Source organism: Falsihalocynthiibacter sp. S25ZX9 (assembly GCF_041205405.1).
Taxonomy (GTDB): Bacteria; Pseudomonadota; Alphaproteobacteria; order Rhodobacterales; family Rhodobacteraceae; genus Falsihalocynthiibacter; species Falsihalocynthiibacter arcticus.
The window spans coordinates 253,655-271,199 of sequence record NZ_JBGFCD010000002.1; the positions used below are offsets into that span (position 1 = coordinate 253,655).

Here is a 17,545-nt window from a genome sequence, read left to right on the forward strand (position 1 = left end):
TCGCCCTCAAGGAGACATCATGACCGGTTCCGATAGCAATCCAAACGGGGCCTATCCATTGGGGTTTGAGGGCGTCCTCAGAAAAATTTCGGCCCACCGAACGCAATACGCGGACATCACTGGAATTTTGCCCTATGCGGCGGCAAATCTTCCGGAAACTGTGGCCAAAACAGTTACCGCTGCCCCCTATATTAAGCCCGAAGCGCGGGATCGGCGGCCCATTGTTGATCTATGGTCCAAACAGCTTGAGTTTAGCCAAGAGTTCGAGGGAAAATCGGAAATTTTGGTGGTCCACGGCCTCTGTATTGCGTGCTTGCGGCGCGACGCCCCGCCCCCTGAAACAATCGCTTTGTTTCATACATTATGGCGGGACTATCGCCCGCTTTTGATCGCGCAGCTCAACATGCGCTGGCTCATTTCTGCCGCAACCACCTTCGGCGACCACGGCGAAAACTCCACACAAATCAAGGTCGGGAGCAATCTGGAAATGCTCTTCGGTTTGTTCAAACTGTATGAGAGCGAACGCCTCCACGCCGGATTCGCTCCCGACAAGCCACATCCCTTTCGGATGGATAAAAACCTTAAGCTTCCCCTTGGAATGTCGAAATATGCCATCGCTGGCGGTGATCTCGACCAACAATTGCTCGGCAAGCTTTACCTAAATGCCTGCGACGATCCGATCATGGAAGATCTGTGCCACACGATGCTTAATCGACTGATTTCCACTAATAAATCGATATTTTCGCGGTTTCGGATTTTACGGGATCGTCGCGCAGCGAGTCGGAAAGGCCCGAGCAATAACGAAACAATCACGGATACGTGATGTAATTATTGCACTTGTGGCATCAACCTGCCGCAAATTCGTCGCCTTCATTGACCCGCGCGCCAATCTGGTTTATTGGCAAGTGCAGTCCGCATTCTGCGGCTCTTGAACGCTGGGACGCGTTGTAGCAGGCGTCCCTCAACCTTGCGGCCCGATGCCGTAATAGATGGACATCAATGACTAAATTTAGCGATCTAAAACTCAATCCCAAAGTTCTCAAAGCTATTGAAGCTGCGGGTTACGACACGCCAACGCCGATTCAGGCAGGTGCGATTCCTCCAGCACTCGAAGGGCGTGATGTCTTGGGCATCGCCCAAACGGGCACTGGTAAAACCGCCAGCTTTACCCTTCCGATGATTACGATGCTCGCCAAAGGGCGTGCCCGTGCACGGATGCCGCGCAGCCTTGTTTTGGCCCCTACCCGCGAACTTGCCGCACAAGTTGCCGAAAACTTTGACGTTTATGCCAAGGGTACAAAATTGACCAAGGCTCTGTTGATTGGTGGGGTCTCGTTCAAGGAGCAAGACCAACTGATTGATCGTGGTGTTGACGTTCTAATTGCGACGCCTGGCCGTCTGCTCGACCATTTTGAGCGTGGCAAACTGTTGCTCACTGGCGTGCAAATCATGGTTGTCGACGAGGCTGACCGGATGCTTGATATGGGGTTCATCCCCGATATCGAACGCATTTTTAGCCTTACCCCCTTTACCCGCCAAACCCTGTTTTTCTCGGCCACGATGGCGCCTGAAATTGAACGGATTACCAATACGTTCTTGTCCAACCCCGTTAAAGTCGAAGTGGCCCGTGCGGCCACAACGAGCGAAACGATTCAGCAATCCGTTGTGATGGTCAAACCAAGCCGCAAGGACCGCGCCGCAAAAGAAAAACGTGATGTTTTGCGGGCTTTGATCGAGCAAGAAGGCGATGCATGTTCCAATGCCATCGTGTTCTGCAATCGCAAGGTTGACGTGGATATTGTCGCGAAATCCCTAAAACAACACGGGTATAACGCGGAACCTATTCACGGCGATCTAGAACAAAGCAAGCGTATGGCGGTGCTTTCTGGCTTCCGCGAAGGGGCAATTCGTTTTCTCTGCGCGTCAGATGTTGCCGCACGCGGACTTGATATATCCAACGTGAGCCACGTCTTTAACTTTGACGTTCCAAGCCACGCCGAAGACTATGTGCACCGGATCGGCCGCACAGGTCGTGCAGGACGTTCCGGCAAAGCCATCACCATTTGCTCCACACAGGATGAACGCAATTTTGAAGACATCCTGCGGTTGGTAAAGATGGACGTTCCCGTTATGGAAAATCCCCTAGCTATGGCAAAACCTGTTGAGGCTGTCGCTGAAAGCCCTGTTGAGGCGAAACCCGAAGCAGAGGTTTCCGAGAAACCAAAGCGGACACGTCGTCGTCGCGGTGGTGCAAAAACGGATGCAGCGGCCCCTGAGGTTGCACAAACCGTTGAGGCCGAAGCCCCCGTTGTTGTCGACAACGTCGTCGCTTTAGAGCAACCAACGCCTGAGCCTAAACCTAGACAGCCACGCGCGCCCAAAGAAGCGCCCGCCAACCACCAACAACGTGAGGGTCGCGGCCGCGACAACCGTGTTGTCGGAATGGGCGACCATCTACCGGGATTCATTGCTATGAGCTTTGAAGAGCGCCGGACGAGTTAAGCGAACGTCAAACACTTAAATCAAACCAAATAAAAAAGGGCGGTCCATGGGACCGCCCTTTTTTTATCTCTTAGCCCTTAAGTTGGTCGAGAGGGGGCTAAGCCCCCATCAAACGGCTCACAACAACAGTCACTTCTGCCTTTTTGCCAACTTCATTCTGTGTGGTTATACGTGTCGCGCGACGGATTTGCTCTTCGATTTTATCGTCGTCCAAAAGCGTTTTGTCGTCCATACGCATCATCACCTGCGTCAGATCACCCTCAAGCACTTCAACCAAATCTGCATTGCTTGTGCCGTTGCGGGGGAGGCCCATCGTCTCGACCCATGGCTCGCCAAGCGGCGTGTCATCCTCGTCGATAATAACATTAACCATCACGTGCCCATGCAGCGCCATGCGAATGCGTTCCCGCACAACCCCGTCCATTGCGCCGATTTTCACGGAGCCATCGAGATAGGTACGGCCTGTATCAATATACTCGACCACGGAGGGACGGTTTCCAGCAAAATCGACCATCATTCCGTTCACCGCAACAAGGCTCGCAATGCCGCGCGCTTCACCAAGTTTTGCGTGTTGGCGCAAATGGCGATGTTCACCGTGCATCGGAATCAACATTTGTGGCTTGAAAATCTCATGTGTGCGTTCGATATCTGGCCGATTAGCGTGGCCGGACACATGGTAAAGGCCATCGTCGTCGTCCACAATATCAACGCCCATTTCCGAGAACGCATTCATGATCGAGATCACACCGCGTTCATTTCCGGGAATGGTTTTAGACGAGAACAACAACGTGTCGCCCTCTTTCATCGACATCCCGAGGTACTTTCCGCGCGAGAGTTGCGCGACGGCGGCACGGCGTTCGCCCTGTGATCCCGTGGCCAACAATAACAGATTGTTGCGGGGAATTTCGCGGGCTTCCTCAACAGGAATAACCGTCGGGAAATCCTTGAGCAAACCGGTTTCCATACCAGCCTGCACCATGCGACGCATGGCGCGCCCCAACAACACAACCGAACGTCCGGACCGCTGCCCTGCGAGCGCAAGCGTTTTCAAACGCGCAACGTTGCTCGCGAAAGTCGTCGCAACAACCATACCCGCGGATTCACCGATGAGGCGCTCAATTTCTGGGCCAACAGTGGCCTCTGAACGGCCTGCTTTGACGGAAAACACATTCGTTGAGTCACAGACCAGAGCTTTGACGCCAGGTTTGGCGATCTCGGCCCAGAGTTTGGGATCAAAAGCTTCGCCCAAAACAGGTGTTTCGTCGAGCTTGAAGTCGCCCGTGTGCACGATACGACCTGCAGGTGTGTCGATCACAAGGCCCGAACTTTCGGGGATCGAGTGCGCGACAGGGAAGAAGGACACCTTAAACGGCCCCGCTTCCGTGACGGCAGGATAGACCGGAACGGTGTTGACGGCGCTCGGATCCGCACCCTGCTCTTCCATTTTGCGGCGTGCGTGGTGGGCCGTAAAGACCCGCGCATAAACAACCGGCGCACCAAGTTTGCGCCACATATGGGCGATACCGCCGATGTGGTCTTCGTGGGCGTGGGTGATGAAAACCGCCTCTAGGCGATCTTTGTTTTTCTCAAGCCACGTGATGTCGGGCATGATCAGGTCAACACCGGGGGTGCTGTCCATATCGGGGAAAGTCACGCCGAGGTCGACGAGAATAAGACGTTCGCGACCCTTGGGGCCGTAACCGTATACATAGGCGTTCATACCGATTTCACCGGCGCCGCCAAGGGGGAGATAGATCAGACGATCTCTGCTCATTTGGATTGGGTATCCTTGTTGTATTTGTGGATGACAGTCAAACCATGCATGGTGAGATCATCTTCGAAGTGGTCAAAGAGCGCGTGGCCCTGTTGAAATAAGGGGGCGAGTCCGCCAGTCGAGATAACTTTCATCTCACGGCCAAACTCGGCTTTAATCTGTTCGCATATCCCGTTCACCAATCCAACGTAACCCCAAAAAATGCCCGACTGCATGCAAGCAACGGTGTTTGTGCCAATAACTTTGGCGGGTTTGGTCACATCCACGTGAGGGAGGGCGGCGGCGGCTTGGGAAAGCGCCTCGAGGCTCAGGTTTACGCCTGGCGAAATAACACCGCCGATATAGGCGCCATCTTGGTCAACCACATCAAAGGTGGTCGCGGTGCCAAAGTCCACGATGATTAGGTCGCCGCCATAAAGGTCAAAGCCGGAAACGGTATTCACAAGCCGATCTGGTCCAACGGCGGTTCCCGCATCAACCCGCACGGCGACCGGCAGGAGGCACTCGGGTTTACCCACCACGATCGGACGGGTGTTGAAATAACGATCCGTGAACACACGCAGGTTGAAAACCACGCGCGGCACGGTGGAGCTGATGATCACATCGGTGATCTCAACCTCAAGTTTGCGCATTTGCATGAGGGTGGCAAGCCACACGTAATATTGGTCCGCCGTGCGTTGATGTTCTGTGGAACAGCGCCACGTCGCGAGGAATTTCTCCCCGTCCCAAATTGAAAAAACCGTGTTTGTATTGCCGCAATCAATCGCAAGAAGCATTGGGCCTCCTAAAAGAATACATCAGCCGCAGGAATAGCGTGCCGCCCTGAAGAGGTCAGGAGTATAAGTTTACCATCGTCATCAATGGTTTCAAATGTGCCGAAAAGCTCGTCGTTTGTGGTGCGGGCGCGAATAGGTTCGCCCAAACGCGCGGCCCGCGCCAGCCATGCTTCGCGGGTCGGGGCAAAACCATAGGTCGTAAAACTGTTTTCCCAGCGGGCATAGCTCACGGCGAGCAGTTCAAGGAATTCTTCTGGCGTCACACGTGCGCCCGTTTCACTCAATAGATCGACGGGTGCGAGAGCCCCCTCCTCGACTTCATCCTTGCTTGGAGCGGCCACAAGGTTGACACCGATGCCAATAGAAAGCGGTGTTGTTCCATCGGGCTGGGTTGAGCTTTCAAGGAGGATTCCCGCGAGCTTTCCCCCATTGAGCAAAACGTCATTCGGCCATTTGAGGGCAAAAGGTTCGGCCCGACCTGTGCAATCAACTAGGGCGTCAAAAAGGGCGAGAGACGCCACAAAACTGCGTAAAGCCACGATTGCCGGAGGCTCGTTCGGGCGCATGGTGAGGGTGGCGGCGAAGTTGCCTTTTGGCATAGACCACGCGCGTCCCCGACGGCCGCGCGCACCGGTTTGTTCATGGGCGAGAATCCATGTGGGGGCTGCGAGTTTTGACGCAAGCCGCGCCGCCTCGTTGAGCGTGCTGTCCACACTTGCGAGGATGTGTCGGCCATAGCCCGCAGGCCAGGCCGACATGGGAGGCGCCTTACTTGACAAGAGCCGCCGCAGCCGCATTTGCGAGGGGTTCGATGCCAAAAAGGTTGACCATTCCGACAACCATAATCGCCGCCGATGCCATCAACAATCCCCAGAGAACGGGCGAAGATACGCGATCAAGCGGATCTACTTCTTCGCCAAAGTACATATAATAAACGATGCGCAGGTAATAGAACGCGCCAATCACCGAAGCGATCACACCCGCGATTGCAAGCCACGCCATACCCGACGACACCGCCGCTTGGAGCACCGCCAGTTTACCAAAGAAACCAACCATAGGAGGGACGCCTGCGAGGCTGAACATAAGGACCAAAAGTGCAAGGGCGCGCAGTGGCTCTTGAGTGGCATATCGGTTCAGGCTTTTGATGTCCGTCACAGGCTTGCCATCGCGTTGCATCATCAGGATGAACGCGAATGTTCCGACGTTCATGGTGACATAGATGGTCATATAAATGAGCATCGCCTGAACACCTTCAACCGTACCCGCCGCCAACCCCATAAGGGCAAAACCCATATGTGCGATGGAACTATAGGCCATCAGACGTTTGATGTTGGTTTGACCAATAGCGGCAATCGCGCCGAGGAACATGGAAAGCACCGAGATCAACGCGATGATCTGGCTCCAATCGCCGATGGTATTGCCAAAAGCATCAAAAACCACGCGGGCGAACAGGCCCATTGCCGCCACTTTCGGCGCCGTGGCAAAAAACGCGGTAACAGGAGTGGGCGAACCTTCATAAACATCAGGGGTCCACATATGGAACGGCACTGCCGAAACTTTGAACGCCAAACCAGACACGATAAAAACGAGACCAATAAGCATGCCAATCGGCAAGTGTTCGCCCTGAACCGACGCGAGAATATCGGAGAAAACTGTTGTCCCTGAGAAGCCGTAAACGAGGGACGAGCCATACAGCAGCAACCCCGAGGAGAGCGCGCCAAGCACGAAATACTTCAAGCCAGCTTCGGTGGATTTAACCGAGTCACGGCGCAGCGAAGCCACCACATAAAGCGACAGCGATTGTAGCTCGAGACCGATGTAAAGCGCCATCAGATCGCCCGCAGACACCATCATCATCATGCCCACAGTCGCAAGCGCAATCAAAACTGGATACTCAAAGCGCAGCAGGTCGTTTTTGGTCATGTAGCCCTGCCCCATCACCAAGATGGCGGCGGCGGACCACAGGATCACAACCTTTGCATAGCGCGAGAATGCGTCATCAATAAAGGCTTCGTTGAAGGCCGTGCTTGCCCCCTCGCCTGCTGAAAAAATCCAGAGGCCAAGAACCACCATAACAATGGCCGTCGCCCAAAGGATAGAGGGGCCAGCCTCGTCTTTTTTGGTGAAGACGCCAAACATCAGCGCCCCCATGGCAAAAACGGCCAAGACGATCTCTGGGAGAACTACGGAGATATCTGCAGAAAGCATCGGACCCACCTCTAGTGTGTAACTGCTGCGCCAGCTTCCGCCAAAGCAGGCAGAGCAGCGTGGTAATTGGTGACAAGCGCCTCAACGGAGGGGCCAATGAGATCAAGAACAAGGTTTGGATAAACCCCGAGCAAAATCGTCATGGCAACCAGTGGGGCAAAGATCGATTTCTCAAGGCGCGTCATGTCTGTGATCGACTTGAGGCTCTCCTTGAGCAAATCGCCCATAACGACCCGACGATAGAGCCACAAGGCATAAGCCGCCGAGAAGATCACGCCAGAAGCCGCAATCATAGCCGCCCAAGTGTTGACTTGGAACACGCCCACGAGCACGAGGAATTCCCCGATAAAGCCGGATGTCCCAGGAAGGCCAACGTTCGCCATCGTGAAGAACATGAAGATCAACGCATAGGCAGGCATCCGGTTTACAAGGCCGCCATAGGCCGCGATGTCGCGTGTGTGCATGCGGTCATAAATCACGCCCACACAGAGGAAGAGCGCGCCTGAGATAAAGCCGTGCGAGATCATTTGGAAGATCGCGCCGTCGATACCTTGTTGATTGGCCGCGAAAATCCCCATCGTCACATACCCCATGTGCGCCACCGAGGAATAAGCAATCAGCTTCTTCATGTCGGTTTGCACGAGGGCCACGAGGCTCGTGTAGACAATCGCGATGGCGGAAAGCGTAAAGACAAAATTTGTCATATGCTCGGCGCCAACAGGGAACATCGGAAGGCTAAACCGCAGGAAGCCATAGCCGCCCATTTTCAGCAGGATCGCCGCCAGAACAACAGAACCCGCAGTCGGCGCTTGAACGTGTGCGTCAGGTAGCCAAGTGTGGACGGGCCACATCGGCATTTTCACCGCGAAACTGGCAAAGAAAGCAAGGAACAGAAGCGTTTGCATCCCGCCGACAACACTAAATCCAAGCACTTGGATGGTTTCGGACGCGAAATCATGGGTCAGAAGCTGCACGATATCTGTTGTTCCCGCATCCAGATACATGGCGATCATCGCGACCAGCATGAGAACAGACCCAAAGAACGTATAGAGGAAGAATTTAAACGCCGCATAAATGCGATCCTTGCCACCCCAAATCCCCACGATGAGGAACATCGGGATAAGGCCCGCCTCAAAGAAGACGTAGAACAGGATCAGGTCAAGCGCCATGAACACACCGAGCATCAGCGTTTCAAGGAGCAAGAAAGCGATCATATAGTCTTTAACTTTAGTGGTTACACTCCAGCAGGACAGGATCACCAAAGGCATCAGGAACGTGGTCAGCATCACGAAGAGAAGCGAAATGCCATCTACACCCATTTTATAGGATAGGCCCATAATCCATTGAGTTTCTTCAACGAATTGGAAACCTGTGTTTGAAGCATCAAATCCAGTCAGGACACCGAGGGACAACAGGAACGTCGCAGTGGTTGTGGCCAGCGCCACCAATTTCGCATTGCGTTGGGCAAAGGCGTCGTCACCCCGAAGGAACAGCGCCAAAACGAGCGCGCCCAAAAGCGGAACAAAAGTGACGATGGAAAGAAGGTTTTCCATAATTATTCAGCCCCTCCGCTGATTGTCATCCAAGTGATTAACACCACCAAACCGAGCACCATGGCCAGCGCGTAGTGGAACAGGTAACCCGACTGGGCGCGCCCTGCGAGGCGGGTAAAGAAGGGGATGATCCCCATGGCGAGTCCGTTAAGACCCCCGTCGATAATTTTCATATCGCCCACCTTCCAGAAGAAACGGCCTATTGCTTTGCTGCTGCGCACAAAGAGCACGTCGTAGATTTCGTCAAAGTACCATTTATTCAGCAAGAACAGATAGATAGGTTGGTTTGTTTTTGCCAAACTTACTGGAAGCTTCGGATTCACGATGTAGAACAGATACGCCAATCCAAGGCCGAGCATCATCGCGATGAAGGGCGAAACTTTGACCCATTTAGGTGCGTGGTGTGCGTTGTCCACCACATGATTGTCGGGGCTAACGTAAAGTGCGCCCTGCCCTTTGGTCCAACCTGCCGCAACAACGTGTTCAGCTTCAGGAGCAGCCTCGGTTGCGGGTTCTGCATGTGTATCCGCTTCTTCTGCGTGGCCCTCAGTTGCGACAACTTCATGCGTTGGCACACCCCAGAACTTATTGACCTGATCGTGATCGCCAAAGAAGCTACCAAACCAAATCATCCCCGAGAACACCGCCCCAAGCGCAAGAACGCCGAGTGGAATCAACATTACCATCGGGCTTTCATGGGCATGCTCATGCGTGTGCTTGTCGCCGCGTGCTTCGCCAAAGAAAGTCATGAACATCAAGCGCCAGCTGTAGAAGCTTGTCATAAAGGCCGCAATTACCAGCATCCAGAAGGCATACATGCCAACGCCGTTTTGCGCGCCCCATGCGCTTTCGATGATCGCATCCTTGGACAGGAACCCAGCGAAACCGATAGTAGTAAGGGGAACGCCGACACCGGTAATGGCCAGAGTGCCGATCAACATCGCGTAATAGGTCATCGGGATCTTCTTACGAAGACCGCCAAAGTTGCGCATGTCTTGTTCGTGGTGCATCGCGTGGATCACAGAGCCAGCGCCAAGGAACAACATCGCCTTAAAGAACGCGTGTGTGAACAAGTGGAACATCGCCGCCGAGTAAGCGCCAACACCCGCCGCCACAAACATATAGCCAAGCTGCGAACAGGTCGAATAAGCGATGACGCGTTTGATATCGTTTTGCACAAGACCAACCGTCGCCGCAAAGAACGCCGTGGTTGCCCCAATGATAACGATGAATGTGGTGGCGTCTGGTGCAAATTCCATCAACGGAGACATGCGGCACACAAGGAAAACACCGGCGGTAACCATCGTCGCCGCGTGGATCAGCGCCGAAACAGGTGTCGGACCTTCCATCGCGTCGGGAAGCCATGTGTGCAGGAACAACTGGGCCGATTTACCCATCGCACCAATGAACAAGAGGAATGCCAACAGGTTAGCAGCGTTCCATTCTGTCCAAAGGAAATGAAGCTGTGTTTCAGCGAGCTTAGGCGCCGCGGTGAAGATTTCGTCAAACGAGATACTATCGGTCAGATAGAATAAACCGAAAATCCCGAGCAGGAAGCCAAAGTCTCCAACACGGTTGACGATAAAGGCTTTCATCGCCGCCGCATTTGCCGAAGGCTTGCGGTAGTAGAAACCAATAAGCAAATAGGAGGCAACCCCAACGCCTTCCCAACCAAAGAACATTTGGAGAAGGTTGTTGGCTGTCACCAACATGAGCATGGTGAAGGTAAAGAAGCTCAAATAGGCAAAGAACCGTGGCTTGTAGCTTTCGCCAACTTTCCACGCCGGATCATTGTCCATATAGCCAATGGAATAAAGGTGAACGACGCTCGAAACCGTTGTCACAACGATCAACATCAACGCGGTGAGGCGATCCAGACGAATGGCCCAAGCCACATCAAGGCTGCCAGACTGAACCCAGTCGAGAATGTGGATGTAGCGCGTTTCACCGTCAAACGTGAAAAAAACGATCCAGCTGAGGAAGGCCGCAAGAAACAACAGACCCGTTGTCAAATATTGCGCGCCCTTCTCGCCGATATAACGCCAGCCAAAACCCGCGATTAGCGCGCTGACGAGCGGTGCAAAAAGAATGATTTTTTCCATGATGCGCTAGCCCTTCATCACGTTGACATCTTCGACCGCGATCGTGCCGCGGTTGCGGAAGAAGCAAACAAGGATCGCAAGGCCGATCGCGGCCTCTGCGGCGGCAACCGTCAGGACAAACAGGGTAAACACCTGCCCGACAAGATCGCCCAAATAGCTTGAGAACGCGACAAAGTTGATGTTGACCGCAAGCAGCATAAGCTCAATCGACATCAAAATGACGATGACGTTCTTGCGATTCAGGAAAAGCCCGAAAATACCGATGACGAATAACGCCGCCGCCACCGCGAGATAATGTTCAAGTCCGACCATATTTCAGTCCTCGTCTTTCTCGTTCTTCTTGCGATACCAACGCACCGCCAGTCCAAAGGCAATCATCGCAACACCGATAACCAGCCATAAATTCACAGCAAACCCTGCCCCGGTTTCACGTCGACAACTTTCATTGCCTTCGCCGGATCACGATGCATCTGTTCCAACACGTTTTGGCGTTTCACATCCGGACGATGGCGCATCGTCAGCACAATCGCGCCAATCATCGCCACCAGCAAAATCAGGCCCGAGGCCTGAAACAGGTAGATGTAATCGTCATAGATAAGTTGCCCCAAAGCGGCCGTATTTTGCACGTCGCTTGGGTTGGGCGTCACGGCGGCGCGCGCGGCTTCAGCGGTGTCCGCTGCATTCCAAACGCCAATCGCAAGCCCGAGTTCCATCAACAAAACAACGCCAATCAGCAAAGCAAACGGCACAAACTTGGCCATCCCCCCCCGCAACTCAGCAAAGTCCACATCAAGCATCATCACCACAAAGAGGAACAGCACAGCAACCGCGCCAACGTAAACGATCACCAGAAGCATCGCCACGAATTCCGCACCGAGGATCACAAAAAGCCCTGCCGTCGACAGGAACGCAAGGATCAGCCAAAGCACCGAGTGCACAGGGTTGCGCGACACAACCACAAACAGCCCCGCCGCAACAGTTGTTATGGCAAAGACATAAAAGGCGAAATCAACAATGCCCATTTTACTGTCCTTCTTCCTGTCCCCATTCGGGACTTTGATGTGCCCTCAAGGGGCGGTGTCGTGGGACGGCCTAGCGGTAAGGCGCGTCAATTTCGAGGTTGCGAGCAATTTCAGCTTCCCAACGGTCCCCATTCGCGAGCAGTTTTTCTTTGTCGTAAAACAGCTCTTCGCGGGTTTCGGTCGAGAATTCGAAATTCGGCCCTTCAACAACCGCATCTACGGGGCACGCCTCTTGGCAGAAGCCGCAATAGATGCATTTGGTCATATCGATGTCATAGCGCGTGGTGCGGCGGCTGCCGTCCTCGCGTGGTTCGGCGTCGATAGTGATCGCTTGCGCGGGACAGACCGCCTCGCATAATTTACACGCGATGCAGCGCTCTTCGCCATTGGGATAACGGCGCAAAACGTGTTCGCCACGGAATCGCGGGCTCAAGGGGCCCTTCTCATGCGGGTAGTTCAACGTCGCTTTGGGCGCGAAAAAGTATTTCAGGCCAAGGGCCATCCCTTTGGCAAAATCCGCCAAGAAGAAATATTTGACCGCGCGGGTATAATCCATAGCCATCGACTTAGCCCCCTACTGCCCAGCGGGCATACGCGCCGCCAAAGGCTCCAAATTGTGCCAAGAAGGCAACTATTACGACCCAAGCGAGCGACATAGGAAGGAACACTTTCCAGCCAATGCGCATCAATTGGTCGTAGCGGTACCGTGGCGTGATCGCCTTCACCATCGCGAAGAGGAAGAAGAAGAACGCCATTTTGCCAACCATCCAAAGCACGCCATCAGGGATGCCGGGGATCGGGGACAACCAGCCGCCAAAGAACAACAGGGTAATCAGCGCGCACATCAAGAAGATCGCGATGTATTCACCCGCCATAAACAAAAGGAACGGTGTCGCGGAATATTCCACTTGATAGCCAGCAACCAGTTCGGATTCCGCTTCCGGAAGGTCGAACGGTGGGCGGTTGGTTTCCGCCAAGGCGCTGATAAAGAACAAGAAGACCATCGGGAAGTGTGGCAACCAATACCAGTTGAACAACCCAAGATCGCCAGATTGCGCATTCACGATATCGCTAAAGTTCAAGCTACCGGTCGAGATGATGATGGACATGATGATCAGGCCAAGCGAGACCTCATAGGAAATCATCTGGGCCGCAGACCGCAAACTGCCCAAGAACGGGTATTTGGAGTTCGACGCCCAGCCACCCATGATCACGCCGTAAACCTCAAGCGAGGAGACCGCGAACACAAACAACACCGCGACGTTGATATTGGAAAGCACCCAACCGTCGTTGAACGGGATCACCGCCCAAGCCACCATCGCCAAAACAAAGCTGGTTAGGGGCGCGAGGAAGAAGACCGTTTTATCCGCACCCGCAGGCACAACAACCTCTTTGACCACGTATTTCAACGCATCGGCCACCGATTGCAAAAGGCCAAATGCCCCCACAACATTGGGACCGCGACGCATCTGCACCGCCGCCCAAATTTTCCGGTCGCCATAGACCAAAAACAGCAAGGAAATCATCACAAAAGCCAATACGCCAAGGCATTGTGCTATGATGAGGAGGAAAGTCCCCCAAGGGGTTGATAGAAATTCAGCCATAGATCCTCACACCGTCGGTATCCCAGTTTCTTTGCAGTCCGCAACGACGACTTCTGCGTCGATCGTAATCAGACCATCGGGTAACGCGTTTGAGATGGTGTAAACAGCATCCCCACGCCAAATGCCACCCTCTTCGTTCACGTTTGTGCGCACATGTCGCGCAAAACCATATCCACGGATCACAGCATATTGCGCCGCAGCACATTTTCCATAATCCGCAACGTCTTGGTTGTCGCGCGCGCCCTCCATTTCCACAATAAAGCTCACCAAATCCCCGTCCAAAAGGCGGGTTTCGATGCCATTATATGTGGGCGTGAAAGGCAATTCCGCACGCGGTACGTCATTTCCCTCACACCCCACCAAAACACCGCCCGCAAGAGCGAGGGTCAAGGCCGTTTTATGTGTGAAGAAACCCGTCATTATTCCGCAGCCACCGCAGTTTCATTGCGAGCTTTTGCATTTGCCGAAAGTTCGGCCATCAACTGGCTGGCGCGGGCAATCGGATTGGTCAGGTAGAAATCCTTCACCGCATTGCGCAGATCCGCCTTCGCAGGTTTGCGTAGCGGCACGCGTTTCCACGCATTTTCCGCAACCACGTCGATATTCCCAAGGTGCGGTACGTCCGCAATCAAAGCGGTCCGCAGGGCAGCAAGGCTATCATAGGGCAATGTTGCGCCCAATTCCGCCGACAAAGCCCGCAAGATCGCCCAGTTTTCTTTGGCTTCCCCCGGTGCAAATCCGGCGCGATGGGCCAATTGTGGACGCCCTTCTGTATTCACAAACAGGCCGCCTTCTTCCGTATAGGCCGCACTTGGCAGGATCACATCGGCGCGGTGTGCGCCGCGATCGCCGTGCGAACCTTGGTAGATAACAAAGGCCCCTTTTGCGATTTCAACTTCGTCGGCGCCCAAATTATAAACAGCTTCCGCCCCATCAAGCGCCGCCGTCAGGCCGCCGTCCGTCACAGCCCCCACGTCCATCGCACCCACACGCGCGGCAGCGGTGTGAAGTACCATGAACTTGCTTTCGGTCGCTTCGGCAAATTTCATCGCTTGGGAAAGAACCGCTTCGCCATCCGCTTCCTGCAACGCGCCTTGGCCGATAACCACAATCGATTTGCGGCTCAAAGCGTCAGAATGATCGCCTTCGTTGAGTTTGACCAAATCCGCGCGGCTGGTGCCGAGGTGGAAATATTCATACGTCAGATCAACCGCTTCGCCAATGACGCCGACTTTGGCCCCTGCGGTCCAAGCCTTGCGAATACGTGCGTTCAAAACCGGCGATTCAACACGCGGATTGGTGCCAATCAACATGATCGCTTCGGCTGTATCCAAGTCCTCAATCGTCGCCGTTCCCACATAACCCGCGCGATTGCCCTCTGGCAATTTCGCGTTGTCGGTACGGCATTCCACGTTGCCACCAAGGCCGTCCACAATCCCCTTGAGGGCATAAACAGCCTCAACAGGCGCAAGATCGCCAACGATACCGGCGACTTTTTTGCCTTTAAGACCCGCCGCGGCGGCCGCAAGGGCCTCACCCCAACTCGCTTTACGCAGCTTGCCGTTTTCACGAATATAGGGTGTGTCCAAACGTTGACGACGCAAGCCATCCCACACAAAACGCGTTTTGTCGGAAATCCACTCTTCATTTACGCCATCATGGTTGCGTGGCAAAATGCGCATCACTTCGCGGCCTTTTGTGTCCACGCGGATGTTGCTGCCAAGCGCGTCCATCACGTCGATGGTCTCGGTTTTGGTCAATTCCCAAGGCCGCGCCGTAAACGCGTATGGCTTGGAGGTCAGCGCGCCAACAGGGCACAAATCAATGATGTTGCCTTGTAGGTTGCTGTCGAGGGTTTCGTTCAAATAGCTTGTGATTTCAGCATCTTCGCCACGGCCCGTTTGGCCCATCTGCGAGATACCCGCGACTTCGGATGTGAAGCGCACACAGCGCGTGCAGGAAATACAACGGGTCATTGTGGTCGCCACAAGCGGCCCCAAGTCCAAGTCATCCGAGGCGCGTTTTGGTTCGTTATAGCGGTTTTGCGAAATGCCATAGGCCATCGCTTGGTCTTGCAAATCGCACTCGCCGCCTTGGTCGCAAATCGGGCAATCCAGCGGGTGGTTGATCAGCATGAATTCCATCACGCCTTCGCGGGCCTTTTTGACCATCGGCGAGTTGGTGCGTACAACGGGCGGCTGGCCTTCTGGACCGGGGCGCAAATCTTTAACTTGCATCGCACAAGAGGCCGTTGGCTTGGGCGGACCGCCCACAACTTCCACCAGACACATGCGACAGTTGCCCGCAATCGTCAGGCGCTCGTGATAGCAAAAACGCGGAATTTCCACGCCGGCCTGTTCACACGCCTGAATGAGCGTCATCGCGGGATCGACTTCAACTTCTGTTTCGTCGATGATGATTTTGCGTAATTCAGTCATGCTCTTACTCCGCCGCCACTGCCGAAACACGGCCGGTTTTTTGGTGTTTGATGCGATCTTCGATCTCGTTGCGGAAGTGGCGCACAAGACCTTGGATCGGCCAAGCGGCCGCATCGCCGAGCGCACAAATCGTGTGACCCTCAACCTGTTTCGTCACATCCAGCAACATGTCGATTTCTTCAATTTCGGCGGTGCCTTTGACCAAACGATCCATCACCCGCATCATCCAGCCCGTACCTTCACGGCACGGCGTACATTGGCCACAGCTTTCGTGCTTATAGAATTTGCTCAGACGCCAGATCGCTTTGATCACATCGGTGTCCTGATCCATCACGATCACCGCCGCCGTCCCCAGACCCGACCGTTGCTCGCGCAGCCAGTCAAAATCCATCAGGGCTTCGTTCGCAATATCTTTTGGCAAAAGTGGAACCGAAGATCCACCCGGAATAACCGCCTTAAGATTGTCCCAACCACCGCGCACACCGCCGCAATGCTTTTCAAGCAATTCGCGCAACGGGATCGACATTTCTTCTTCGACCACACAGGGGTTATTCACGTGGCCAGAAATGCCAAACAATTTCGTCCCCGAATTATTCGGGCGACCCATTGAGCTAAACCAATCCGCGCCACGGCGCAGGATCGTCGGGATAACCGCAATCGACTCCACGTTGTTCACCGTTGTTGGGCACCCATAAAGGCCCGCGCCCGCAGGGAATGGCGGCTTCATCCGCGGCATGCCTTTCTTGCCCTCAAGGCTTTCAAGCAGCGCGGTTTCTTCGCCGCAAATATACGCCCCTGCCCCGTGGTGCAGATACAGGTCAAAATCCCAACCGGATTTCGCCGCATTTTTACCAAGCAAGCCCGCGTCATAACATTCATCAATCGCGCTTTGCAGCGCTTCGCGCTCGCGAATAAATTCGCCACGGATATAGATGTAGCACGCGTGGGCACCCATTGCGAAAGAGGCGAGCAGCGCTCCTTCGATCAATGTGTGCGGATCATGGCGCATGATCTCGCGGTCCTTACAGGTTCCGGGCTCGGATTCATCGGCGTTGATCACCAGATAGCTAGGGCGACCATCGCTCTCTTTAGGCATGAATGACCACTTAAGACCCGTCGGGAAGCCCGCGCCACCACGCCCCCGAAGGCCAGAGGCTTTGGCTTCAGTCACAACCCAATCGCGGCCCTTTTTGATGATACCCGCCGTGCCATCCCAATGGCCGCGCGCCTGAGCGCCCGCAAGGCTGCGATCGTGCATGCCGTATAGGTTGGTAAAGATCCGATCTTGATCCTTGAGCATCCGCATCATCCTTCAATTGCTGTAAAGTCACAGCCGTTATTAACCCTGGCGCGCGCGCCAAATTTGTAGTCCAACAACCAGCCCCCAAAAGAAGCCCGCCATCGCGAAGAGATCAATCAGCAGGCGCGTGCTTTGCGTCCAGCCGAGTTTTGTTCCCAACGCTTGCCCCACAACCCAGAAAATTCCCGAACCCGCAATCACCAGCGCCAAAAGGCGCGATTTTGCCTGAGAGGAACCCTCTGAATCTGGGGCCTTTTTTACCATTC

The 17,545-nt window shown here is 54.4% G+C and carries 17 protein-coding genes; 2 read left to right on the forward strand and 15 right to left on the reverse strand.

The window, feature by feature from the left end:
* Positions 1–19 precede the first annotated feature (19 nt).
* Positions 20–823 carry a hypothetical protein gene (locus AB9F29_RS03355; RefSeq protein ID WP_369754584.1) on the forward strand — a complete coding sequence of 268 codons (804 nt, stop codon included), beginning with the start codon at positions 20–22 and terminating at the stop codon, positions 821–823.
* 176 nt (positions 824–999) lie between these two features.
* On the forward strand, positions 1,000–2,502 hold the full coding sequence (locus AB9F29_RS03360) for a DEAD/DEAH box helicase (RefSeq protein ID WP_369754585.1): 1,503 nt from the start codon (positions 1,000–1,002) through the stop codon (positions 2,500–2,502).
* A 97-nt stretch (positions 2,503–2,599) separates the two neighbouring features.
* Here AB9F29_RS03360 and AB9F29_RS03365 read toward each other — a convergent pair whose 3' ends face one another.
* The 15 genes from AB9F29_RS03365 to AB9F29_RS03435 all read right to left on the reverse strand — a co-directional run bounded on the left by AB9F29_RS03365 (position 2,600) and on the right by AB9F29_RS03435 (position 17,543).
* Entirely contained in the window at positions 2,600–4,276 is a 1,677-nt protein-coding gene (locus tag AB9F29_RS03365; RefSeq protein WP_335586308.1) for a ribonuclease J, read from the reverse strand.
* Positions 4,273–5,052, reverse strand: coding sequence for a type III pantothenate kinase (locus tag AB9F29_RS03370; protein WP_039000527.1), 780 nt, complete (start codon positions 5,050–5,052; stop codon positions 4,273–4,275). Before AB9F29_RS03370 ends, AB9F29_RS03365 begins: the two co-directional genes overlap by 4 nt.
* A gap of 8 nt (positions 5,053–5,060) precedes the next feature.
* Positions 5,061–5,810, reverse strand: a complete 750-nt coding sequence (locus tag AB9F29_RS03375) for a biotin--[acetyl-CoA-carboxylase] ligase (RefSeq protein WP_369754586.1) — start codon at positions 5,808–5,810, stop codon at positions 5,061–5,063.
* Positions 5,811–5,820: 10 nt separating this feature from the next.
* Complete coding sequence (nuoN, locus tag AB9F29_RS03380) at positions 5,821–7,260, reverse strand: NADH-quinone oxidoreductase subunit NuoN (protein WP_335586306.1); 1,440 nt, start codon at positions 7,258–7,260, stop codon at positions 5,821–5,823.
* Positions 7,261–7,271: 11 nt separating this feature from the next.
* Complete coding sequence (locus AB9F29_RS03385) at positions 7,272–8,813, reverse strand: NADH-quinone oxidoreductase subunit M (RefSeq protein ID WP_369754587.1); 1,542 nt, start codon at positions 8,811–8,813, stop codon at positions 7,272–7,274.
* A gap of 2 nt (positions 8,814–8,815) precedes the next feature.
* On the reverse strand, positions 8,816–10,915 hold the full coding sequence (gene nuoL, locus AB9F29_RS03390; RefSeq protein WP_369754588.1) for an NADH-quinone oxidoreductase subunit L: 2,100 nt from the start codon (positions 10,913–10,915) through the stop codon (positions 8,816–8,818).
* A gap of 6 nt (positions 10,916–10,921) precedes the next feature.
* The gene (nuoK, locus tag AB9F29_RS03395; RefSeq protein ID WP_039000533.1) at positions 10,922–11,227 is read right to left on the reverse strand and encodes an NADH-quinone oxidoreductase subunit NuoK; all 306 of its coding nucleotides are present in this window, start codon (positions 11,225–11,227) and stop codon (positions 10,922–10,924) included.
* A gap of 3 nt (positions 11,228–11,230) precedes the next feature.
* Positions 11,231–11,323, reverse strand: coding sequence for an LPXTG cell wall anchor domain-containing protein (locus AB9F29_RS03400; protein WP_156477532.1), 93 nt, complete (start codon positions 11,321–11,323; stop codon positions 11,231–11,233).
* Positions 11,320–11,937, reverse strand: coding sequence for an NADH-quinone oxidoreductase subunit J (locus AB9F29_RS03405; protein WP_039000535.1), 618 nt, complete (start codon positions 11,935–11,937; stop codon positions 11,320–11,322). Before AB9F29_RS03405 ends, AB9F29_RS03400 begins: the two co-directional genes overlap by 4 nt.
* A gap of 70 nt (positions 11,938–12,007) precedes the next feature.
* Positions 12,008–12,499: an NADH-quinone oxidoreductase subunit NuoI gene (nuoI, locus tag AB9F29_RS03410; protein ID WP_039000536.1), complete on the reverse strand. Its 492-nt coding sequence runs from the start codon at positions 12,497–12,499 to the stop codon at positions 12,008–12,010.
* 4 nt (positions 12,500–12,503) lie between these two features.
* Positions 12,504–13,541: an NADH-quinone oxidoreductase subunit NuoH gene (nuoH, locus tag AB9F29_RS03415; RefSeq protein WP_039000537.1), complete on the reverse strand. Its 1,038-nt coding sequence runs from the start codon at positions 13,539–13,541 to the stop codon at positions 12,504–12,506.
* A 6-nt stretch (positions 13,542–13,547) separates the two neighbouring features.
* Positions 13,548–13,961 carry a hypothetical protein gene (locus tag AB9F29_RS03420; RefSeq protein WP_335586303.1) on the reverse strand — a complete coding sequence of 138 codons (414 nt, stop codon included), beginning with the start codon at positions 13,959–13,961 and terminating at the stop codon, positions 13,548–13,550.
* Complete coding sequence (gene nuoG, locus AB9F29_RS03425) at positions 13,961–15,979, reverse strand: NADH-quinone oxidoreductase subunit NuoG (RefSeq protein WP_369754589.1); 2,019 nt, start codon at positions 15,977–15,979, stop codon at positions 13,961–13,963. Before nuoG ends, AB9F29_RS03420 begins: the two co-directional genes overlap by 1 nt.
* A 4-nt stretch (positions 15,980–15,983) precedes the next feature.
* Positions 15,984–17,279, reverse strand: a complete 1,296-nt coding sequence (nuoF, locus tag AB9F29_RS03430) for an NADH-quinone oxidoreductase subunit NuoF (RefSeq protein ID WP_369754590.1) — start codon at positions 17,277–17,279, stop codon at positions 15,984–15,986.
* 39 nt (positions 17,280–17,318) lie between these two features.
* Entirely contained in the window at positions 17,319–17,543 is a 225-nt protein-coding gene (locus AB9F29_RS03435) for a DUF5337 domain-containing protein (protein ID WP_369754591.1), read from the reverse strand.
* Positions 17,544–17,545 lie beyond the last annotated feature (2 nt).